The organism is Acinetobacter sp. ANC_7511 (assembly GCF_056779975.1).
In genome coordinates this window covers 97,099-117,691 of record NZ_JBWYIY010000008.1, presented here as the reverse complement: position 1 = coordinate 117,691, position 20,593 = coordinate 97,099, and the positions used below count along the sequence as shown (strand labels likewise).

Below are 20,593 nucleotides of genomic sequence, written 5' to 3'. Positions count from 1 at the left end.
AAGCGAAAAGCCCAAACATAAATTTGGGCTTTTTTTTGTGTGAAATTTCTGACTAGACAAGCTATACAAAACACCGTATAACACCGTTTTTCCCATATTCAGGTGACCAAGTGAAACTCGTTTTAGCACCCATGGAAGGTTTAACTGATCCCATCATGCGTGATGTTCTCACACATGTCGGCAGCTTCGACTGGTGTGTAACTGAGTTTATCCGTGTCACTGATTCTGTCCTTCCAGATCACATCTATCATTCCTACTGTCCTGAATTATTGAGCGATGGCAAAACAGCAGCAGGAACACCTGTTCACGTTCAATTTTTAGGGAATAATCCAACCATGTTGGCTGCCAATGCCGTGCGAGCGGTGGAGTTAGGTGCACCTGCAATTGATATGAATTTCGGCTGTCCAGCTAAAACAGTTAACCGACATCGAGGTGGTTCTGTATTATTGGATGAACCTGAAACAGTGTATCAACTGGTTAAAGCTGTACGTGATGCAGTGCCTGCTGAAATACCAGTTTCAGCAAAAATGCGTTTAGGTTATATGGATCGTAATTTCACCCTGGAAAATGCACATGCTATAGAAGATGCTGGTGCCGCTTGGGTGACCGTTCATGCACGAACAAAAGCAGATGGCTATACCCCACCCGCCTTTTGGGATCAACTTCAACCCATTCGTCATGCGCTTAGCATTAATGTGATAGCCAATGGTGAAATCTGGAATAACCAAGATGCGCGCCAGTGTTTACTAGAGTCAGGTTGTGAAGATCTAATGATTGGTCGTGCAGCAGTGACAACACCCGATGTCACACAATGCATCCGACAAAATAAAAACGAAGCGATATTACAATGGAGCGATTTAATTACACTCCAAATTCGCTTCTTAAATGGTTCTTATAAAAAAGAAATGAATATGGTCGGACGTTACAAGCAATGGCTAGGTATGATGTCTAAACATTATCCTGAAGCAAAACTGTTATGGGATGAAGTGAAACGTCTGAAACAAGTAGATGAAATCATGGCTAAGCTCAATCATTTTCAAAACATTATGCCAACTGTCTAATTTCTAAATTCTAGAATGAATAACTCCGAACTTCACCTTGAAAATTCAGACAGTCTTGAACGCGAGTGCGTTGAACCTCAGACAGTTGCTCTGGACTAAACCATGCATATTCCGTATGTTCCTCAGAGAGTTGAATTTGGGCATTATTTTCAATCACGCATCTAAAGATAAAGGTATGTGAGTTTACCTGTGCGTGATAGTAAACCGCAGACAAATACTGGATGCTTACATCACAACCTATTTCTTCTTTACACTCTCTGAGCAAAGCTTGATGTATGGTTTCACCTTGATCTAAACCACCACCTGGCAACCCCCAACTGTAATTGGCATAGTTTGCTTTCAGTAATAAGACTTGTCCCTCTGGGTTGGTGATCACCGCATGAGAACTCAAACGATAAAAATCATAAAATCCCATGACACGTCTCCAGAATTTAACTCATTCATGAAAGATAACATTGTTTAAGCCCATCTAAATGCTCAAGATTCGCTAAACCACTAGCCTTAATTTAGATTTATCCTTCAAGATGATAGCCTTTCCCGTTGCTAAGTCTACAGGCATAGAAATATGTTGGTGTACCATCACCCACTGTTCATTGGTTTTTTGTAGACATAGCGTTGTACGACACCAAGGCATTTGCAGCTGACCTTTTAAGGCTTTATGTTCCACTTTAGAGTGACAGTGTAATACAACCAAATGATCACTCGCATGCACTTTTACATCACGGCGAGTGATTTGCATTCCATCGAAGAAATAGGGGCTAAATTTTTGCCATTCTTTTCGATAAGCTTCAGCTCCCTCAAGTTGGGTGCTGACATCAAACATACTTACATTTTGCGCACATTTTTCGATTAACGCATCAACATTATTACCCACTAATGCTGAATCCCATTCTTTTAATTGCGCTAATACTTCATGAGCAGCAACAACATTACCCTCAATCTGAATAGACATGATGTGACCTTATTGTTATTAGTGTGATGAAGTTAACACTTTTAAAGAAAAAGTGTAATGTTATTTTGTGCCAAGCAAAGAAATTTTTATTCTAATTTGTATCTAAAATTCAATTTAAATTGATAAAAAACAACCATTATTTATTAAAACTTATCATTATGATCAGAAAACCAACGACGAGTTATTATCACATAAAAAAATTGGCCCCAGTTTCACTGAAGCCATTATAAAAGCTTATGCTTTCTTGACATATTCGGACTTAAGTTTCATTGCGCCAAAACCATCTACTTTACAATCAATATCATGACCATCCGTTGCATCTGGCAACAAACGAATACTTTTTGCTTTAGTACCGACTTTGATTACGGATGATGAACCTTTAATTTTTAAATCTTTGATAACCGTTACGGTATCGCCATCTGCAAGAAGATTGCCATTTGCATCTTTGATCTGAACCACTTCTTCGAGTGTCTCTCCTTCTTTCCATTCATGTGAACATTCTGGGCAGATCAAGAGGTCCCCATCTTCATAAGTATATTCAGAGGAACATTTTGGGCAATTTGGCAAAGACATAAAAAATCCAAAAAAATTAAAAAAATTTTGCTCAATATACCACTTTCATCTAGCGAATAGAAAAAAAACCTTACATTTTATAAGGTTTAAATAAAAAACCTAAGTTCAATCACTTAGGTTCTTTTATTGGCTCTAGCCTTGTTTAGCTTTGAAACTCATCTTCTATATCTTCATCATCATATACATATGCCATACATCCCCATCCATCGTACTCACCGTCATAGTCATTGGCTATTTTGGTAAACCACTCTTCTAAATCCACAATATCTGAGTATTCTGGCTCCATATACACATAAATCGTGATAATCCATTCTGCGGATTCAGACTCTTCATCAATAAATAAACTGATCTTTTGTTCTTCCTGAAGCAAGAACAAGGCACATTTTTCAGCTTTGTCTTTAGAGCTAAAAGCAATTGAGTACTCAATCTCATGCGGCTCGCTTAAATCATCTCCATCCTGGAACATTTGCCACAGTACATCGCCATTATCATCATTAGGAAATTGTTCTAAATCACGGCTCATACATTCATCCTTATTGTGGTTATTGCGTATACAATATCCTAGAGTAGCCTATATTTATTTCATTTTGGAGAAGAATTCATTAGAAATTGTTCTTAAACTTATATGATCGTAATTGTTAAATTTTTGTTAGGCACTCACATTACATATTCTGCTTGAAGCGTTTCATTCAAAATGGAACTTCACTCACAATTTTAATTTCAATACCACTCAACGGTTGTTGAAACTCTAAATAACTTGCATGCAAAGCCATACGCCCTAAATTACTGAGTTTAGGGTTTGGATGATAGAGTTTATCACCTGTGATCGGATGACCTATAGCTTGCATATGTACGCGTAATTGATGAGAACGCCCCGTAATTGGCGTCAACAACACACGACTAACATCTAAATGCGCATCATAAGCGACCAATTCAAACAGTGTTAAGGCTTGTTTTCCCAGTTCAAAATGAACGATTTGTCTCGGTCTGTTTTCCCAATCCGTAATTAAAGGCAAGTCTACTTGTCCCTGTTGTGCAATTTTACCTTGCACCAATGCCACATAATTTTTTCTCATGGTGCGCGCTTGGAACATTTTGCTCACAGCCACTTCAGCATCACGATGTTTTGCAAACATCAAAATTCCAGAGGTTGCCATATCTAAACGATGGGTAATTTTTGCATTTGGATATTGAGCTATCACTCTTAAATACGCACTGTCATGATGCTCAGGCAAGCGTCCTGGCACAGACAATAGTCCTGCTGGTTTATCAATGACCACCAAATCATCATCTTCATAGACGATGTTAAGTGGACCTTGAGGTGGCATATATACAAAATTATCGTCTAAAGGCATGTGAACAAAGCATTTCTTTGGGATGCGGAAAAATAGCAACTGATCAACACAGTGTCAATTTATAAGATGAGCGATTTGAGAATTGAGAATTGAGAATTGAGAATTGAGAATTGAGAATTGAGAATTGAGAATTGAGAATTATAATTTTTTTTAAGAGAATTTTGAGGGTGTCAGGGAAAACATGTTGTTTACTTCAACTATTATAACTTTGTAAGTTATAACCCTATTGCCTATAAACTTCTGATTTATAGCGTCCTAAGCCGAATCAAGACCTTTTGGGTAAGTACTACACGCACGTTGTACACAACTGGTAGCAATCTACTCTTTTCGATCCCGTCACACCCTTGAGAGATATAATAGCGAGACTGCGTCGGGATTAATTTCCTAAGATTAACGAATTTCAGCATCAAATAAAAAAATATTTCATGTCAACTTATAAATATAATATTTTTTCCCAAATAGGCTCATTGATACACTTTTTTTAGCGTTTTTGAGCTAAATATTGCAATTAAAATTCAAGCTGACCTTCCATTTTAGAGAGTTGCTTGAATCCAAGATGCAATGCTCCACCACAACATCATGGCAAACATGCCACACATAAGATTAGCGAGTACTTTCTGTAGTTGAGATAATTCAGATTTGTAAATTTTGAGGTTAATCACATACGCAACGATGCCCAGTACCGCTCCTACTGCGCCACCAATGAGTAACAGTAAAATTGGCCAGCCTGCCATCAAATGAACTTTAACATCTAAAGACGTTTTTTTATTTTCAGCTATGCTGCTCATTTCCATGTGATTCTTCCTCTTGCAATCATTTTTACTTCAAATGTTCATGCAAAGTTCGCACCAACCTTATTAAAAAAACTATTCAAAATTGAGCTCATCAAAGTCCTTGATTTTGGATAGATAGATTGGTGAATAATTCACTTTGGACCAGGTATGCTTAAATTTTTCCTGAAGACCCCGATCCGCCAAATTGATATTTTGTGAATGCTTTTTTTGATGACTGAGAAAATTAATACTTACTCTATAATCAGTATATGGGCCATGATTACTAGAAAGATCATAACCAATCAAACGCATATCCTGCTGCTCTAAACGAAACTTATAACTCCAATAGCCATAACGACCGTGTCCATAATGGATCCCCAGAATATTCTTGCGGATATCAACACTGAGTTCTGGCGGAAAATAAACACCTCCCTCTTCATTTTCCGATGAAAATGCAGTCAGATTCTGCATCAGTTTTTGATATGTGAATTGATTCTGTAATAGCACCAGAATGCCACGTCGGTTACGATCTAGCTTGCCCTGATCAGGATGGTTCACCCACCCTTTGGGATCAATTTTTTTTACAATCAGTACGGCATCCTTTTGACCATCCTGATTCAAATCACCTTCTACAGCATCGAACAGAAAGTATTTATCTGGAATAAAAGCCTTAAATTTTTTTGCCTGCTGTTGAAGTTTGATTTCTTCTGGGCTTAGTGTTTTCTGCTGTGGAGTGTTCGCCCATAACGGTACTGAAGCAATCGAACATGCCATAAGTATCGCGACTGATATACCATGACGCTTTAATATTTTTAGCACAGGCATCAGCTGAGCTCCTTTATGATTTTTATAATGTTTTTAGCCAGTATAATTTTTAGATGAATTGGAATGGTAATCGTGATTCAACATATTTTTATGATGTTCCATTGAGATTTTACAGGGGACTTTCGGCATTCTTTACCATGCGTCTTTTCTGACGAATCCAGCGTACTGCCCAAACCACACCAATTAGTAAAACGATCACCACCAATACGGGTATAAAGAATGACAATACGGAAATCACTAATGCGCTGACCCACTCACCTGTCGATACCACAGGATTTGCTACGCCACCCGTGGTTGCGGTCGATACGCCCCGTGCTGCCACTGTCCCAAGTTGCACTGCTCCTGCTGTTCCACCACCGACGATGATTGCGGCAGCCCAACTTGCAAATTGCGACATTTCACCAGAGCTTACCGCCATGGTCGTCAATGTTCCAGCCACCATCGCGGCAGGTGTTGCAATGGTGTCGAGTAAGTTGTCTACCCATGGGATGTAATAAGCACCTATTTCACACAGTGTGGCAAAGCCGAGTGCAATACAGACCGATGGCATCGCCAACCATTCAAAGCCTTTGATGGGTTCAAAAATGCCCATAATAGCGGCAATACTCATCACCAATAAGGGAACAAATACGCGGAAGCCACATGCAGCACTCAATCCTATACCAAGACATAAACCGAGTATTGTTTCCATAGCAAACCTTTTTATTTATATGTTTTTAATTTTCTTAAGGTAACAAAAAAGCCCTATGGTGTAATAGGGCTTTTGTTTAAAACAGTGGTGTCTGTTTTAGTGTGTTTGCTTGAGCGAATTATTTTTTAAATTGATTGCTTAAGCATTTGGTACACGGTGGTAAACGATCAGTACCAATTTCTAAGTAAGCACGATGCCCACATTGAACGCAAAAATAGAAACCTGTTCCCGGTTTAGAGCCAGCTGTAACCATTTTTGTTCTCCGAATTGTTTTAGAAATGGTGAAATCACTATAACGGAGAATGAATGGCTTTTTATTGTCCATTTCGACAAATGATGATGGCATTTTTGCAAGTTATAAATATCCTGAAAGCATAGGTATGTAAGTTGCTAAAAAAGCTAATACTGTGACATGATTAGATGCAAAAGACATTAGCTCCTTATAATTATCATTATATTTTTCTTTCCCTACAGAATTACCTAAAGATTCAATTCGCTTTTCAAGCTCTGTGACAATTTGATCATCCAGATTAGAACTTTTAACCTTTGTCAAAAGCTCTAAAAATTCTTGAGGGATTTTGTTATAAATATTTTGATTGATCGCACTTTGATGATTACCCGAAGCTAAATTTTGAACATTACCTGCAATGTGAATATTAAAAACTTGAGCAACTTTATCCTGAGGAATTGAATTTGAATTAATTTCTAAATCTCCAGCATCTTTATCTAACATTTCAATCTCTAATACAAAATTTAAAATTTTAGTTTTTATAGTATCTATTATTCCAACTAATGCAGAAGACGAAATGATTTTCCAAGCTTGTATACAATTATACCCTTGGTACATTTGCATACCATATTTTGCGATAATTAGTGGATTCCAAGGTTGAGATAATTCACTTTTACTATTTGCTAAATCTTCTAGTTCTGCTATTGGTCGATTTAAAGTCAAAATTGATAAATTATGTTGCAACTTTTTAGGCAAATTGAATATTGGAATATCCGCATTCCTTAGGCCTGAATTAAATGGCCCAACAAAGTGGCCTTTCGAGTTTAATTTTTCTAAAATTCTATAAGCAGGCAACTCTTCTTCTTTTACATTTGAGTAGCCATTTAACTCATTTTCAATCCAAATTTTGAAATCTTCATTACCTAGTCTATAGGCAAGAATCTTACACTTTCTCAACAAATCTGAAACTTTCACATTTGTATTAACTGCATCATTTTGAATTTCTCGCAACAAAGACATAAACGCCTATCCCACTAATATCTTTAGATACTTAAATCATTAATAAAAAATATGCCTTATCTAAAAGAATTCAACTTTAACTTTTTTAAATTCACGCAGTGCTCTATTTCCATTTTTATCCGTCAAATTAATTAAGTGTTCATCTTTACTTAAAAGCTCATATGCTTCACTCAAAGTATTCACTTCAACTTTATTAACAGCCTTATTTGTTGGGTTAATTGAATAAGAGCTGTTTTTGCGATTCAGAACGTATTTATTATTAGTATTCTTCTTAGCTTCAAATACTTTTCCTTTAGCAAGACCACGCGTTCCAATTGCATATAATCTTTTAACTAATCTAGACATGAATCAAATCCAATATAAAAAGAGCCCATAAAATATGGACTCTTTAAATTTAAAAATCAAATAGTTATTAACTTAAATTCCCTTCTAAGAAATCCTGTGCAAAGCGTTGCAATACCCCACCCGCTTCATACACAGACACTTCTTCTTCGGTATCCAAACGACACGTAACAGGCACTTCAATCGTTTGATTTTTACCTTCCGCCGTTGAGCGCTCAATAACTAAAGTCAAAGTCGAACGAGGTGCAATATTACCAATCACGCTATAAAGTTCAGTACCATCCAAACCTAAAGTTTTACGGTCAGTCCCTGCTTTAAACTCAAGTGGTAATACACCCATACCCACCAAGTTGGTGCGGTGGATACGCTCAAAACCTTCCGCCACAATTGCTTCTACACCTGCAAGGCGTACACCTTTCGCAGCCCAGTCACGACTAGAACCTTGACCGTAGTCTTTACCTGCAACAATGATCAAAGGCTGTTTACGGTTCATGTAGGTTTCAATCGCTTCCCACATACGCATCACTTCGCCTTCAGGCTCAACACGCGCTTTAGAACCTTGCTTGATTGTACCGTCCGAACGTACCACCATTTCATTATACAATTTTGGATTGGCAAAGGTCGCACGTTGTGCCGTTAAATGGTCACCACGGTGCGTTGCGTATGAGTTAAAGTCTTCCTCAGGCACGCCCATTTTATGTAGATATTCACCTGCTGCCGAATCCATCATAATCGCATTCGATGGTGATAAATGGTCTGTGGTGATGTTATCGCCTAAAATCGCAAGCGGACGCATATTGGCTAAAGTACGTGGTGCTGCAAGTGCGCCTTCCCAATATGGCGGACGGCGGATATAAGTACTTTGCGGACGCCAGTCATACAATGGGCTTGCAGCTTGAACTTTCTCACCCAAATCAAACATTGGAATATACACTTTCTTAAATTGCTCAGGTTTAACCGCAACTTTCACCAATGCATCAATTTCTTCATCAGATGGCCAAATGTCTTTGAGGTAAATTGGGTTGCCATCTTTATCATGACCTAAAGCATCCGTTTCAATGTCAAAACGAATTGTACCTGCAATCGCATATGCAACTACGAGCGGAGGCGATGCCAAGAATGCTTGTTTTGCATACGGGTGGATACGACCATCGAAGTTACGGTTACCTGATAAAACAGCCGTTGCGTAGAGGTCACGGTCGATAATTTCTTGCTGGATTTTTGGATCTAGCGCACCTGACATCCCGTTACAAGTCGTACATGCATACGCCACGATACCAAAACCAAGTTTTTCTAAATCACCGAGTACACCTGCTTCTTCTAAATACAATGCTGCGGCTTTAGAACCCGGTGCAAAAGATGATTTCACCCACGGCTTACGCACTAAGCCTAGTTCATTCGCTTTACGAGCAAGCAAGCCAGCTGCAACCGTATTACGTGGGTTAGAGGTATTGGTACATGATGTAATAGCAGCGATGATGATTGCACCATCAGGCATTAAGCCTTCTGCTTCTTGCGCACGAGCAGCGTCTAAATTACCTGCAATACCTTTGGCTTTTAAATCGCTTGTTGATACACGCGCATGTGGGTTTGATGGCCCTGCAATATTACGAGTTACGGTTGATAAATCAAAACGAAGTACACGTGGGTACTCAGCTTTGGTCATATCACTTGCCCAAAGACCAATTTCTTTGGCATAGCTTTCAACAAGTTTCACTTGTTCAGGCTCACGACCTGTCAGCGTTAAATAATCAATGGTGTTTTGGTCGATATAGAACATCGCAGCCGTTGCACCATATTCAGGGGTCATATTCGAGATCGTTGCACGGTCACCAATCGACATGGTGTCTGCACCTTCACCAAAGAACTCTAAATAAGCACCAACGACTCGCTCTTTACGCAAGAACTCTGTTAAAGCCAATACGATATCAGTTGCCGTAATGCCCGGCTTACGCTGACCAACAAGCTCTACACCAATAATGTCAGGTAAACGCATCCAAGATGCACGACCAAGCATGACATTTTCAGCTTCTAAACCACCGACACCAATCGAGATCACGCCCAAAGCATCCGTATGCGGTGTATGAGAGTCTGTTCCCACACACGTATCAGGGAAAGCCACGCCACCACGGTTTTGAATCACTGGAGACATTTTCTCCAAGTTGATTTGATGCATGATGCCATTACCCGCAGGGATGACATCAACATTTTCAAAGGCAGTTTTGGTCCATTCAATAAAATGGAAACGGTCTTCATTACGGCGATCTTCTACTGCACGGTTTTTCTCAAATGCATCAGGATCAAAACCACCGTACTCGACTGCGAGTGAGTGATCGACAATCAATTGCGTTGGTACCACGGGATTGACTTTAGATGGGTCTCCACCTTGATCGGCAATCGCATCACGCAAACCTGCAAGGTCCACCAATGCTGTTTGACCTAAAATATCGTGGCAGACCACACGTGCTGGATACCAAGGGAAATCATGGTCTTGTTTGTTAAAGATTAACTCTTTAAGAGACTGCTCTAAAATTGCAGGATCGCAACGGCGTACCAATTGCTCTGCAAGCACTTTAGAAGTATATGGGAGTTTTGCGTATGCGCCTGGCTGAATATCTTCAACGGCTTGACGCACATCATAATATTCGAGCTGGGTACCTTGCAGTGGTTTACGGTAGTAGTTATTCATCGCGTTCCTGCCTTGCCTTGAGCATCTTTTTTCTAAACTTTCTAAACATTTTGTTGTTGATGAGACTTCATCGTTTGTGATGGCATAGTACACTGCTGAAAGTCCATTTCCCAAATCTTATATATTTCATTTACTTAGGTACAAAAAACAGGGTTTTTGAAATATTTTGTTTCAAATAACGCAGATAAATAAGCAGTTATGTGCTTTTTTTTGAAAAATAGTGGAAAATTGGGATAATTCTTTAGTATTAGATTCAGATTCGAGCATAGAAAATGAACAATTTATCTTTCTCCTCATTTACGCTTAATGGCGTGGATGCTCAAAAATTTTTACAAGGTCAAGTGACGTTGCATGTTGAACGCCTTGAGGAAAATATCACGCGCTACACAGCAATTTGTGATTTAAAAGGTCGAATTCACTTTGGTTTATGGTTAACAAAGCTGAATCCTGAAAGCTTTGTCATTGTAACCACTCAAGATCAAGCTGAAGAATTTTCCAAACACATTAAAAAATTCGGTGCTTTTTCCAAAATGAAACTTGAAGAAGCTAGTCAGGTCTATCCTACGCTTCAAGGTGACACCACAACGTTCTCAGCAGAAGTAACAGATATTGCCGCTTGGAAAGTTCAGGCTATTCAACATGGTCAAGCTTACATTGATCAAGCCATTGAACACGTGTTCCAACCCCAAGAACTTCGTTTACATCAACGTGAAGGCGTTCACTATGACAAGGGTTGTTACTTGGGTCAGGAAGTGATTGCACGTTTATGGTTTAAAGCTAAACCGAAAGCGTGGTTACATTTAATTCAGGGTACAGGTGCTGTACCTGCAGAAGCTGAACAACTCGATAAAAGTGTACAAGTCGTCAATAGTGCGCCTTTCGAAAACGGTTATATCGCTTTGGTGGTAGCACGTCCTGAAGCATTAGCAGAGTTAGACGTGACTGTTTTAGATTTGCCTGAATATTTAAATGGTGATGTGGCTAGACCACAGTAAAGTTCATTCTCAAATTACAAGCCAGAATATCAATTATTCTGGCTTTTTTTATGCACTCCCTTAAAATGTCAGCATAGTAAAAATATATATAACAAATAATGTATTACTCTTTTCCTTTACGCTTTAACATTTTTATTTTTTTATTTATGTGCTTAGTCTAATTGCCCCAACACTAAGCTATGCTGGAATTGATGCTCGATTATTAGAGCAGCTAAAAAAAGAAAATGTGGTAGATATAACAAATACGCTGAGTACATCTGAAATCATTGAACTTATAGAGCAAAATGAACAGCTTTATCAAGAAAGTAATGTAGATTTTAAAATTCTCATGATTCCAAACACTAATGGTGAATCTATTGAGCAATATGCACTTGATGTTTTTAATACACTTAAAATTGGCAACGAAAAACTCGATAATGGTTTATTACTCTTAGTTTCAAAATACGATCGTAAAATGCGCTTCGAAGTTGGTTATGGTTTAGAGGGTGACTTCACTGATATAGAGGCAGCACACCTAATTAGAAATACGTTAGCACCTAACTTTAAAAATCATAATTATTTTAGTGGATTTTCACATCTTCAAAGAAAACTTATAGCCAATTTATCCTTAGAAAATTCATCATCAAATAAAATTAAATTTGAGTCCTTAGTCGATTCGAAAACAGAAAACAATATAATCAATTTGGGTAAACCTTCTAAATTCGTGACTAATTACTGGATTTTTGCGCTATGGAATTTTTTAGTGTGTGCTATGTTAATCATTTATTTATCACCTATTTATGACTATCTATTAAGAGGTAAAGAATATTTTCAGGGTTATAAAAAACTTTTGATCGGTATTTTGCCCATCCATTTATTAATTTGTTGGTTTTTAACTGCATTAAATATTCTCGTTCTTTTCTTCAGTACGCTCTTACTGTTGGTGACATTATCGTATATTCACCATAAATATGACCTACACAGTAAGTGGAAAATTATTTCAATTAAAGAAAAAATTCTATTATTGGCTATTTGTTTTGCTTTCGCTGCGACTTTTGCAAAAAAGGTGGATAAGTTATCAATCGGATCTGTCTTTGTTGTATTTTTTTACTTAAGTGTGCCATTGTTCTTCTTGTGGCTTCTAACAATTTTGATTGTGAGACAAAATAAATCCCTCTATCCAAGGTTCTATGCTGACTGGTTTAAGAGTGAGGAATCCACGACTAATACCAATAACTCATCGGATTCATCAAGCTCTTCTTCAAGCCATAGTTCTTCATCTAGTACCAACTCATCTTCATCACGAGATTCAGGCGGTAGCTCAGGCGGTGGTGGTGCTTCTGGCTCATGGTAAATTTACATTTATTCAAAAAAACCTCCATTTAGGAGGTTTTTTTATTAACTAATAGGCTGAGGATTTGGAACATATTTCCGGTAAATGATCAGGTTTAATATGACCAATACCGCACAACACCAGTACATAAATTCAAAGCTCCATTGTGCAATAACCAATCCCATTACAACTGAACCAACTGCCAGACCAATATCAAAACAAATAAAGAATGTTGATATTGCATGCCCCATCCGATGTTTATCTACGGTTTGAATGGTGAGCGTTTGCAAACAAGGAAATACTGAACCATATCCAATTCCAATAAAAATTGCAGATAACCACAACATCCACTGATTATTGACTAGTGTTACGACCACAAGTCCAATCGCAAAAAATATAAAAGAAGGAACGATAACAGCACGCGGACCTTGACGATCATAAATTTTACCAACCCAAGGTCTTACAATTAACATCGAAACCGCAAACAATATAAAAAATACACTGGTATACGCCAGCAGCTGTTTGCTCTCACTGTAAACCGTAATAAAACTGGTAATACTCGAGTAAGCAAAAGCTGTAAGTAAAGCAACACCACTTACAGCAAAAACTTTAGGCTCAAGAAAATCATCTAGCTTAAAACCTTTTTTATTCATTTTATTTTGCTGAGGTATCTGATTCGCTGGAATATTTAATAGCCAGCAAAAAATTAGACCTAAACTGATGAGCACCGCGAGAGCACCGAATAAAATTTGGAAGCTATAAAATTGAATCATGGTAAGCGCAATTAATGGTCCAAATACCACACCTAGGTTAGTGGACATCACATAATAACCCATGCCTTCACCTTTACGATGCTCAGGAATAAAGTCATTCGCGACTGGAACAGCCACAGTGGTCAACACACTAAACCATATCCCATGTAAAAATCGTATAAGCAACAATGACCACATGTTATCAATGAATAAATAAGCAAATGCAAAGACCGCAAAAAACGTGCTCGATCCACGCATAGTGAGTCGCTTACCCATTTTTTGAATGATCATGCCTGAAAATGGTCGTACTGCTATTGATGAGGCGAGAAAAAGCGTTAACGCTAATCCTGCTTCTTCAACTGATCCCGCTAAATCCTTCACAATGTAAATCGGAAGGACAGCCAACATGGCAAAGTAGTAAATAAAAACAAATAAATTATTTAATACACACAAGATAAATGAACGATTCCAAAGTCGTTCGGTGGTTACACTCATGAAAATCTACTCTTGTCGCATTAATGTTTAGGCGTGAGGACGTAATGGATCTAAACTCAGTTTGACCAATTGACGGATATAGTGCTCATCAGGCAAATGATTAAAAAAAATAATTTGGTAATGAATAGGACCATACAGTCGATCAAGTACCAAATCATAGTGATCATGTTCAATCAGCTCCCCCGCCTCAATCGCCTGTTGGATCAGTTGGTGCAGTTGAACTCGTTTAGGTAATAAATATTGCTTGAAGAATGTTGCAGCCAATTCACGATGATTCGCCATAACCACCAACATCGCTCGTCCTACTGGATGATCTAAAGCCTTAGCCAAACGAAGCAATTGTTGATTAAGATTTTGTTCAAGGTCGAGCTCTGGCTCAAACTCAAAAATTGAGAGTGTGAGCTCTTTAAAGGTATCCAGAACCAATTCAGATTTATGTGACCACCATCGATAAATAGTCGACTTTCCCACCCCAGCACGTGAAGCAATGTCTTCTACTGTCAGTTGGTGATATTCCACTTCATTCAAAGCCTGTTTGACTGAAGCTAAAATACATGATCGGCGTCGTGCACTTTTGTCATCGATTGTCATGAAATCCTCACAAATAAAACGATACGTTTCGTATCGTTTTATAATAGAGTTTTTTTATTGATAAAGATATGAAAATAAGACCAAGGCGTTAGATGGAATAGATTTTAACTGTCAATCGATTGAGAGATGACTCATAAAAAACCTCCTATATCGCTAGGAGGTTTTTTTCTAAAAGCCATGAAATAATTTATTCATATCCTTCACCACATAATCTTTAAAATGAAATGCTCTCGCGTGTTTAGCATCAAACTTTACGGTTAAATCACCTTTTTGGAATACATACACTCGATTCTCCTGACTCACCAAATACTGCTCGCCAAGTTTCAATAAGAGCGCATCTATCTTTTGTTCATCTGGGATTGAATCATCTTGAAAAACTTTATCGTAATTACGTTTAATGCCTTTTATAAACATCGTTGAACACCTCATTGCACAATGCGTATTTAAGCAAAACCATCGAAGAACTACTAGTGGATTAAAATTTTGGTTAAATCCATATATTCAAGGCTGAACAACATAAATCCAGTGTCGTTTATATGCTTATACTGCAATACACACACTTTATTCACAAAGCGAAGCTAAATTTGAAGGATGTATACATATTCTATATTTACATTCACATAATTCGGACTATGATGAAATGGTGTAAAACTCTATTTACATCAAATAAATAGGGTTGCTTTTAAGATAGGTATAAAACAATTATGAAAAAAATATTATGTGGTGCTTTACTCGCTGTTGCCACCTCATTTAGCTTCGCTGCCGTACCAGTCGATCCTGCATTCAGCAAAGTACAGGAACTGATTCAAGCAAAGAATTACAATGCGGCCTACCAAGAACTTGAACGCTTATCAAAAGCAGGGAATCCTCAAGCGACTTATAACTTGGCATATCTCACTCAAGCTGGTCAAGGAACCAAACAAGACAACAAAAAAGCAGTACAACTTTATGAACAAGCTGGCACTGCAGGCTATCCTTTAGCCAATTATGTATTGGCGCAAAACTATGCCACTGGCGGCTTGGGGCTGACCAAAAATGAAAAAAAATCTCGTGAATACTTAGATAAAGCTGCAGCTCAAGGTTTTGAAGATGCGATTGTTGAATCTGCTGTTCTACTGTTCTCTGAAGGTAAAGAACAATCTGATAAGCTCGCTTTGCAAAAACTTGATCCTTTAATTAAGAAAGGAAGTTATCCAGCCATTCATGCTCGTGCTTTATACGATATTTCATTAGGCTTCAAAACCAAAACTGAAGCGCCTGTGAAAAAAGGTTTAGCGAGCATTCAAGATTTAGGTAAAAAGGGATACATCCCTGCGCTTATGGCCATTGGTAACATGTTCGTAAACGGAAATATCGTTCCGCAAAACCTACCTGAGGCAAAAAAAATATTTAGTGCTTTAGCAGATGAAAATATTCCTCAAGCCAAAGAAAATCTAGCGATCGTGAACAAACTGATTGCTGAGAATGCAAAAAAACCTGCAGCAAATACGAAAGCTAAATCATAAGCATTAATTTAAATTTTAAACCGCTGCTCAAATACAAAAACCCTATCACGAGATAGGGTTTTCTTATATGAAAACGATATTTATGATTACATTTTAGGTTTTACTCAATTACCACCATAAAATAATTAATCCAGCAGTCACAATAAATCCAATTACTGTACTCATCAATAAAGGTGTAATTGCACGATCATTGAGCCCATATGCTTGTCCCAACATTCCAAATAATGCAGGTGTAGGTAAAGCTGCAATCAATGTCCCTACATACACGATATCCATTGGTGCTTGAGCAATAAATCGTAGAGTCAAATACATGAGTATTGGAAAAATAAAGTTGGACGATAGAACAATATAAAGACTCTGCTGATTGACATATTTTAGGGTTAAACCTGCGATGCTTCCGCCAATCACAAATAACGCCAAAGGAGATGCCGTCTGACCAATCATTAAGAAAACTTGATCTATATAATGCGGCAGTTTAACCTGAAAAACCGCGCACACAATTCCGATTACCACACCAATAAACAATGGATTTTTACATAGGATTATAAAGTTATTTTTTAATGTATTGAGTAGTGCTTGCTGATTTTGAGCTTGCAATCCCGCAATAAATAAAGCTGCTGGAACAAGAAAAACACTTTCGATAATTACGATTAAAGAAGTAAAGGCAAGCGCGATATGACCAATCAATAGACTTAAAATGGCTGTACCAAGTAATCCAGTATTAGACATTGAAGCTCCAATCGAGAGAATGGCAGCATCACTTAAATTGTTTTTAAAATGCTTTACCAAAATCCATAAAGCGATTGCAAATACAAAGGCGGTCACCACAATATAACTGTAAAAAAGTTCAGGTTGCCATATCGCATCAAGATCTTTTGATGAAAGCGCTTGTAAAAATAGAGCAGGTAAAGCGACTCGAATGACGAATGTACCAACAATAGAGACTTGTTCCTTGCTAAGTAAATTCAGTTTAACCGAGGCATATCCCGAAAAAAGCAGTAAAAAAATCGGAATAATGACCGATAAAACCATGACTTAGCATCCCTAGCTATTGTATGAGTTAGTCAAATTATCATACAACAGCCGTAATTACCCAGGATGACTTTTTAAGTATACCTTTATGCCTATTTTATCTATCAGCATATGGCTTAAATAATGATTTCACATCATGCGGTTGGCATCGTAAATATTGCGGACTAATTTCAACCTCTGCTTTTAATTGAGCAGCAGCATGCCATGGCCATCTTGGATTAAATAGTATTGCCCTTGCGAGCCCGATTGCATCAGCTTTGCCTTGTTGTAAGACATCTTCCGCCTGTTGAGGTTCAGTGATCAGCCCAACAGCAATCACTGGAATGTCTACATGTTTCTTGATTGCTTCCGCTAATGGAACTTGGTAATTAGGACCAATCTGAATATTTTGATCGACATGTAATCCCCCAGATGATGCATGGATATAAACTGCACCAAGCTTTTCTAATGCCTTTGATAACCCAATTGAGTCATCAATATTCCATCCCTTTTCTTGCTCCATCCAGTCTGTTGCAGACAAACGAACACCGATTGGATAGTTGTCTGGAACAGCATTTTTGATCGCCTGAAAAACCTCTAAAGTTAGACGAATGCGATTCTCAAAACTTCCACCATATTCATCTGTTCTTCGATTAGATAAAGGGGACATAAATTGATGTAATAGATAACCATGAGCCGCGTGGACTTCGATGAGATCAAAACCTGCATCTACAGATCTGACTGCTGCAGTTGCAAAGTCATCGATAATTTTTTTGATTTCCTCGATACTTAATTCATGAGGAGCCTGATCATCTGGATTAAATGGTAAATCACTTGCAGATACCGTTTGCCAGCCATGTTCATGATTCGATGAGAATTGACCACGTCCCAACCATGGTTTATCAGTTGAAGCTTTACGTCCCGCGTGCGCTAACTGAATGGCGATTGGCGTTGGAGCAATCGATTTTACCTTATCAATCAATGCTTTTAATTGTGCACGTTGTAAATCATTCCACAACCCTAAATCTGCAAAACTGATACGACCTACAGCTTGTACCGCAGTTGCTTCAATAATATATAATCCAGCACCCGACAATGCATAACTCGCCCATTGTTGTTCATGCCAAAAACTATGCTCCCCTGCTTCATTCGCAGAATACTGACACATGGGAGCAATAATAATTCTATTTTTGAGTGATAAATTTCCGAATTGAATTGGCTCAAATAATTTTGCCACACTGAATCTCCCTGATTTTAAATTGATTTATTTGTAGCAGTGTACAACGCATTTACGTGATAAATCATCTAAGTTCATTTCATCATTGAATGCTTTAAAAAACATTTTAAAACTTAACCATGAAGGCACTAGATGGATTGTGTATCATATTCTGTTCAAGCGTAATATCTTGTAGTTCACTCGATGCTGCTTGCAATATCCTCATTTAACCCAATATTTTTCTACTCGCCCATTTAACAGAGTTTCCATGCCTGAATTACCTGAAGTTGAAACCACTAAAACCAGCTTGCTCCCTTTGCTGAATCAAAAAGTACTTTCTGTTCAAGTCAATAATTCAAGTCTGAGATGGCCTATACCAAATGATGTAAATCAATTGGTCGGTCAACGACTGATAGGGCTAACACGTCGATCCAAATATATTTTGGCACAATTTGAAAATGTGACCATGTTATGGCACTTGGGAATGTCAGGAAGCTTTCGTTTGTGTGATTCACGTGATGCGTTGAGAAAGCATGATCATTTCATCATACAATTCGATGATATCCAATTACGCTACCACGATCCTCGTCGTTTTGGTTGCATTTTATGGCTAGATGATCATGCTCAAACCAAACTTTTAGATACGCTTGGCCCTGAACCTTTAAGTGAAGCTTTCAATGCGGACTATCTAGAGCAGAAATTTAAAAATAAGAGTGTTGCAGTCAAAGTTGCAATTATGGATAACCACATTGTTGTGGGTGTTGGAAATATTTATGCAACTGAAAGTCTGTTTAATTTGGGCATTCACCCTGCACAACCCGCTTCAAGTCTTACACGGCTACAAATTGAAAAATTTGTCATTGAAATCAAACGAATTCTTAAACAAGCAATTGATTTAGGCGGATCTACTTTACGTGATTACACCAATGCCATGGGCGAAAATGGCTATTTTCAACAAACGCTATTGGCTTATGGGCGCGCTGGTGAAATGTGCATCAACTGTGAAACAACTTTAGAAAATATTAAACTCGGGCAACGTGCTTCTGTTTTTTGCCCTGAGTGTCAACCGATTAAGCGACCTCAAGCCTCAAAGAATCCTGTATCAAAGGTAAAATCCAAATGAAATCAGCAATTGTTCGGCATATTTTAGTCAAAGATAAAGACCTGTGTATCCAACTTAAACAAAAGCTTAAAGACGGTGCTGATTTTGCTAAAATTGCTAAGCAACACTCAACTTGTCCCTCAGGAAAAAAAGGAGGGGAATTAGGTGAGGTTAAGAAAGGACAATTGGTTGGTCCTATCGATAAGGCAGTTTTTAGTTTGGCTGAACGTGAATTACATGGACCAATTAAGAGTCAATTCGGCTGGCATTTACTCGAAATTAAATTTCGTATGGATTTTTAAACTTCCTGGATTTCCCTCTCCTTTTAGGAGATGAGAAGCATCGCTTCGCAAGGGAGAGCTAAGAATCAATACCTCCCGGCCTCCCTTTGACAAAGGGGGATTTCGGGCGATTTTAAAAAAATGATGAGATATAAAAAACGGCGCATTTAGCGCCGTTTTCATTGTAAAAGCATTAACCTTTACGTTTTAATTCGTCACGAATTTCACGAAGTAATTCGATATCTTCTGGGGTAGCTTCAGGTGCTGGAGCTTCCTCTTCTTGCTTACGACGCATTTTATTCATCAATTTCACTAACCAGAATACCACCCATGCAAGCAGGATGAAGTTGATGAGAATCGTCAAGAAATTACCGTAAGCCAAAACATTTAAACCTGCTTCTTGAGCAGCAGCAAGCGTTGTAAGGTTATTTGGATTATCGCCCAATACAACAAACCAGTTTGAATAATCTACATCACCGCCTAAGATCCAACTGATAATTGGCATGATGACATCTTTAACCATTGAATCGATGATTTTACCAAACGCCCCACCAATGATCACGCCGACTGCCAGATCCATTACATTGCCTTTTACGGCAAATTCTTTAAACTCTTTAATAATGCTCATTTTTTCTCCAAAATTTTTCTATGCATTAATGTGACATAATATACATTATTCTTAATGATATTTCCGTCTAAACTCGTTGGTTTTCCACCAAAATCATAAGTATCTCTGTTTAAATAAACAAGATCTTGTCCAAATCAACTACAACAATTCAACAACTTTTATTTCATATCTTAAATGATGTAGTCAAGATATAAA

At 37.9% G+C, this 20,593-nt stretch carries 24 protein-coding genes; 6 read left to right on the top strand and 18 right to left on the bottom strand.

The genetic code is table 11. From position 1 onward, the window contains the following. The first annotated feature begins 110 nt into the window (after positions 1-110). Positions 111-1,061, top strand: coding sequence for a tRNA dihydrouridine synthase (locus AC1M9L_RS07125; protein WP_481591737.1), 951 nt, complete (start codon positions 111-113; stop codon positions 1,059-1,061). A 10-nt stretch (positions 1,062-1,071) separates the two neighbouring features. On the opposite strand, the gene AC1M9L_RS07120 is transcribed toward AC1M9L_RS07125, so the two are convergent. The 12 genes from AC1M9L_RS07120 to acnD all read right to left on the bottom strand — a co-directional run bounded on the left by AC1M9L_RS07120 (position 1,072) and on the right by acnD (position 10,510). Continuing rightward, a complete protein-coding gene (locus tag AC1M9L_RS07120; protein ID WP_481591736.1) occupies positions 1,072-1,476 on the bottom strand; it encodes an NUDIX hydrolase in 405 nt (134 codons plus the stop codon). Positions 1,477-1,548: 72 nt separating this feature from the next. Then, positions 1,549-2,013: a YybH family protein gene (locus tag AC1M9L_RS07115; RefSeq protein ID WP_179998993.1), complete on the bottom strand. Its 465-nt coding sequence runs from the start codon at positions 2,011-2,013 to the stop codon at positions 1,549-1,551. 234 nt (positions 2,014-2,247) lie between these two features. Then, positions 2,248-2,586 (bottom strand): zinc ribbon domain-containing protein YjdM, encoded by a 339-nt coding sequence (locus AC1M9L_RS07110; RefSeq protein WP_035269853.1) that lies wholly within the window; start codon positions 2,584-2,586, stop codon positions 2,248-2,250. Positions 2,587-2,728: 142 nt separating this feature from the next. Continuing rightward, entirely contained in the window at positions 2,729-3,109 is a 381-nt protein-coding gene (locus AC1M9L_RS07105) for a ribonuclease E inhibitor RraB (protein WP_035269856.1), read from the bottom strand. A 166-nt stretch (positions 3,110-3,275) separates the two neighbouring features. Next, positions 3,276-3,941, bottom strand: coding sequence for an RluA family pseudouridine synthase (locus AC1M9L_RS07100; protein ID WP_481591735.1), 666 nt, complete (start codon positions 3,939-3,941; stop codon positions 3,276-3,278). Between the two features lie 533 nt (positions 3,942-4,474). Then, positions 4,475-4,729 (bottom strand): hypothetical protein, encoded by a 255-nt coding sequence (locus AC1M9L_RS07095; RefSeq protein ID WP_481591759.1) that lies wholly within the window; start codon positions 4,727-4,729, stop codon positions 4,475-4,477. A gap of 78 nt (positions 4,730-4,807) precedes the next feature. Continuing rightward, complete coding sequence (locus AC1M9L_RS07090) at positions 4,808-5,539, bottom strand: hypothetical protein (RefSeq protein WP_481591734.1); 732 nt, start codon at positions 5,537-5,539, stop codon at positions 4,808-4,810. 109 nt (positions 5,540-5,648) lie between these two features. Next, positions 5,649-6,230, bottom strand: a complete 582-nt coding sequence (locus AC1M9L_RS07085; protein ID WP_481591733.1) for a DUF4126 domain-containing protein — start codon at positions 6,228-6,230, stop codon at positions 5,649-5,651. Positions 6,231-6,348: 118 nt separating this feature from the next. Continuing rightward, entirely contained in the window at positions 6,349-6,555 is a 207-nt protein-coding gene (locus tag AC1M9L_RS07080) for a zinc ribbon-containing protein (protein WP_481591758.1), read from the bottom strand. Positions 6,556-6,585: 30 nt separating this feature from the next. After that, positions 6,586-7,479: an AbiTii domain-containing protein gene (locus AC1M9L_RS07075; RefSeq protein ID WP_481591732.1), complete on the bottom strand. Its 894-nt coding sequence runs from the start codon at positions 7,477-7,479 to the stop codon at positions 6,586-6,588. Between the two features lie 60 nt (positions 7,480-7,539). Beyond that, a complete protein-coding gene (locus AC1M9L_RS07070; RefSeq protein ID WP_481591731.1) occupies positions 7,540-7,824 on the bottom strand; it encodes a hypothetical protein in 285 nt (94 codons plus the stop codon). A gap of 67 nt (positions 7,825-7,891) precedes the next feature. Further along, complete coding sequence (gene acnD / locus AC1M9L_RS07065; RefSeq protein ID WP_481591730.1) at positions 7,892-10,510, bottom strand: Fe/S-dependent 2-methylisocitrate dehydratase AcnD; 2,619 nt, start codon at positions 10,508-10,510, stop codon at positions 7,892-7,894. A 272-nt stretch (positions 10,511-10,782) separates the two neighbouring features. Here acnD and ygfZ point away from each other — a divergent pair, with 272 nt between their 5' ends. Together ygfZ and AC1M9L_RS07055 are read left to right on the top strand one after the other, a co-directional pair. Continuing rightward, entirely contained in the window at positions 10,783-11,505 is a 723-nt protein-coding gene (ygfZ, locus tag AC1M9L_RS07060; RefSeq protein WP_481591729.1) for a CAF17-like 4Fe-4S cluster assembly/insertion protein YgfZ, read from the top strand. 148 nt (positions 11,506-11,653) lie between these two features. Next, positions 11,654-12,838, top strand: coding sequence for a TPM domain-containing protein (locus AC1M9L_RS07055; protein ID WP_481591728.1), 1,185 nt, complete (start codon positions 11,654-11,656; stop codon positions 12,836-12,838). Between the two features lie 44 nt (positions 12,839-12,882). Here AC1M9L_RS07055 and AC1M9L_RS07050 read toward each other — a convergent pair whose 3' ends face one another. From AC1M9L_RS07050 to AC1M9L_RS07040, 3 genes are all read right to left on the bottom strand, one after another. After that, a complete protein-coding gene (locus tag AC1M9L_RS07050) occupies positions 12,883-14,064 on the bottom strand; it encodes an MFS transporter (RefSeq protein WP_481591727.1) in 1,182 nt (393 codons plus the stop codon). A 27-nt stretch (positions 14,065-14,091) separates the two neighbouring features. Beyond that, the gene (locus AC1M9L_RS07045) at positions 14,092-14,655 is read right to left on the bottom strand and encodes a TetR/AcrR family transcriptional regulator (RefSeq protein WP_481591726.1); all 564 of its coding nucleotides are present in this window, start codon (positions 14,653-14,655) and stop codon (positions 14,092-14,094) included. Positions 14,656-14,823: 168 nt separating this feature from the next. Beyond that, positions 14,824-15,069: a hypothetical protein gene (locus tag AC1M9L_RS07040; RefSeq protein WP_092767507.1), complete on the bottom strand. Its 246-nt coding sequence runs from the start codon at positions 15,067-15,069 to the stop codon at positions 14,824-14,826. A gap of 290 nt (positions 15,070-15,359) precedes the next feature. Between AC1M9L_RS07040 and AC1M9L_RS07035 the strand changes: the two genes are divergently transcribed. Beyond that, on the top strand, positions 15,360-16,160 hold the full coding sequence (locus AC1M9L_RS07035; RefSeq protein ID WP_481591725.1) for a tetratricopeptide repeat protein: 801 nt from the start codon (positions 15,360-15,362) through the stop codon (positions 16,158-16,160). A gap of 108 nt (positions 16,161-16,268) precedes the next feature. On the opposite strand, the gene AC1M9L_RS07030 is transcribed toward AC1M9L_RS07035, so the two are convergent. Both AC1M9L_RS07030 and AC1M9L_RS07025 read right to left on the bottom strand, forming a co-directional pair. Continuing rightward, entirely contained in the window at positions 16,269-17,192 is a 924-nt protein-coding gene (locus tag AC1M9L_RS07030) for an AEC family transporter (RefSeq protein ID WP_481591724.1), read from the bottom strand. A 97-nt stretch (positions 17,193-17,289) separates the two neighbouring features. Continuing rightward, a complete protein-coding gene (locus AC1M9L_RS07025; protein ID WP_481591723.1) occupies positions 17,290-18,408 on the bottom strand; it encodes an NADH:flavin oxidoreductase/NADH oxidase in 1,119 nt (372 codons plus the stop codon). Positions 18,409-18,655: 247 nt separating this feature from the next. Between AC1M9L_RS07025 and mutM the strand changes: the two genes are divergently transcribed. Both mutM and AC1M9L_RS07015 read left to right on the top strand, forming a co-directional pair. After that, entirely contained in the window at positions 18,656-19,510 is an 855-nt protein-coding gene (mutM, locus tag AC1M9L_RS07020) for a bifunctional DNA-formamidopyrimidine glycosylase/DNA-(apurinic or apyrimidinic site) lyase (protein ID WP_481591722.1), read from the top strand. After that, positions 19,507-19,791 carry a peptidylprolyl isomerase gene (locus AC1M9L_RS07015; protein ID WP_180028291.1) on the top strand — a complete coding sequence of 95 codons (285 nt, stop codon included), beginning with the start codon at positions 19,507-19,509 and terminating at the stop codon, positions 19,789-19,791. The genes mutM and AC1M9L_RS07015 overlap by 4 nt, the downstream gene beginning before the upstream one ends. Before the next feature lie 172 nt (positions 19,792-19,963). On the opposite strand, the gene mscL is transcribed toward AC1M9L_RS07015, so the two are convergent. Next, on the bottom strand, positions 19,964-20,398 hold the full coding sequence (gene mscL / locus AC1M9L_RS07010; RefSeq protein WP_035270698.1) for a large conductance mechanosensitive channel protein MscL: 435 nt from the start codon (positions 20,396-20,398) through the stop codon (positions 19,964-19,966). Positions 20,399-20,593 lie beyond the last annotated feature (195 nt).

Excerpts from the sequence above, each read along its gene's own strand:
- AC1M9L_RS07110 (WP_035269853.1), bottom strand. The coding sequence starts at position 2,586 with ATGTCTTTGCCAAATTGCCCAAAATGTTCCTCTGAATATACTTATGAA.
- AC1M9L_RS07095 (WP_481591759.1), bottom strand. The coding sequence starts at position 4,729 with ATGAGCAGCATAGCTGAAAATAAAAAAACGTCTTTAGATGTTAAAGTT.
- AC1M9L_RS07030 (WP_481591724.1), bottom strand. The coding sequence starts at position 17,192 with ATGGTTTTATCGGTCATTATTCCGATTTTTTTACTGCTTTTTTCGGGA.
- mutM (WP_481591722.1), top strand. The coding sequence starts at position 18,656 with ATGCCTGAATTACCTGAAGTTGAAACCACTAAAACCAGCTTGCTCCCT.
- ygfZ (WP_481591729.1), top strand. The coding sequence starts at position 10,783 with ATGAACAATTTATCTTTCTCCTCATTTACGCTTAATGGCGTGGATGCT.
- AC1M9L_RS07080 (WP_481591758.1), bottom strand. The coding sequence starts at position 6,555 with ATGGACAATAAAAAGCCATTCATTCTCCGTTATAGTGATTTCACCATT.
- AC1M9L_RS07090 (WP_481591734.1), bottom strand. The coding sequence starts at position 5,539 with ATGCCTGTGCTAAAAATATTAAAGCGTCATGGTATATCAGTCGCGATA.
- AC1M9L_RS07100 (WP_481591735.1), bottom strand. The coding sequence starts at position 3,941 with ATGCCTTTAGACGATAATTTTGTATATATGCCACCTCAAGGTCCACTT.
- AC1M9L_RS07085 (WP_481591733.1), bottom strand. The coding sequence starts at position 6,230 with ATGGAAACAATACTCGGTTTATGTCTTGGTATAGGATTGAGTGCTGCA.
- AC1M9L_RS07050 (WP_481591727.1), bottom strand. The coding sequence starts at position 14,064 with ATGAGTGTAACCACCGAACGACTTTGGAATCGTTCATTTATCTTGTGT.
- acnD (WP_481591730.1), bottom strand. The coding sequence starts at position 10,510 with ATGAATAACTACTACCGTAAACCACTGCAAGGTACCCAGCTCGAATAT.
- AC1M9L_RS07040 (WP_092767507.1), bottom strand. The coding sequence starts at position 15,069 with ATGTTTATAAAAGGCATTAAACGTAATTACGATAAAGTTTTTCAAGAT.
- AC1M9L_RS07035 (WP_481591725.1), top strand. The coding sequence starts at position 15,360 with ATGAAAAAAATATTATGTGGTGCTTTACTCGCTGTTGCCACCTCATTT.
- AC1M9L_RS07075 (WP_481591732.1), bottom strand. The coding sequence starts at position 7,479 with ATGTCTTTGTTGCGAGAAATTCAAAATGATGCAGTTAATACAAATGTG.
- AC1M9L_RS07070 (WP_481591731.1), bottom strand. The coding sequence starts at position 7,824 with ATGTCTAGATTAGTTAAAAGATTATATGCAATTGGAACGCGTGGTCTT.
- AC1M9L_RS07115 (WP_179998993.1), bottom strand. The coding sequence starts at position 2,013 with ATGTCTATTCAGATTGAGGGTAATGTTGTTGCTGCTCATGAAGTATTA.
- AC1M9L_RS07045 (WP_481591726.1), bottom strand. The coding sequence starts at position 14,655 with ATGACAATCGATGACAAAAGTGCACGACGCCGATCATGTATTTTAGCT.
- AC1M9L_RS07015 (WP_180028291.1), top strand. The coding sequence starts at position 19,507 with ATGAAATCAGCAATTGTTCGGCATATTTTAGTCAAAGATAAAGACCTG.
- AC1M9L_RS07120 (WP_481591736.1), bottom strand. The coding sequence starts at position 1,476 with ATGGGATTTTATGATTTTTATCGTTTGAGTTCTCATGCGGTGATCACC.
- AC1M9L_RS07105 (WP_035269856.1), bottom strand. The coding sequence starts at position 3,109 with ATGAGCCGTGATTTAGAACAATTTCCTAATGATGATAATGGCGATGTA.
- mscL (WP_035270698.1), bottom strand. The coding sequence starts at position 20,398 with ATGAGCATTATTAAAGAGTTTAAAGAATTTGCCGTAAAAGGCAATGTA.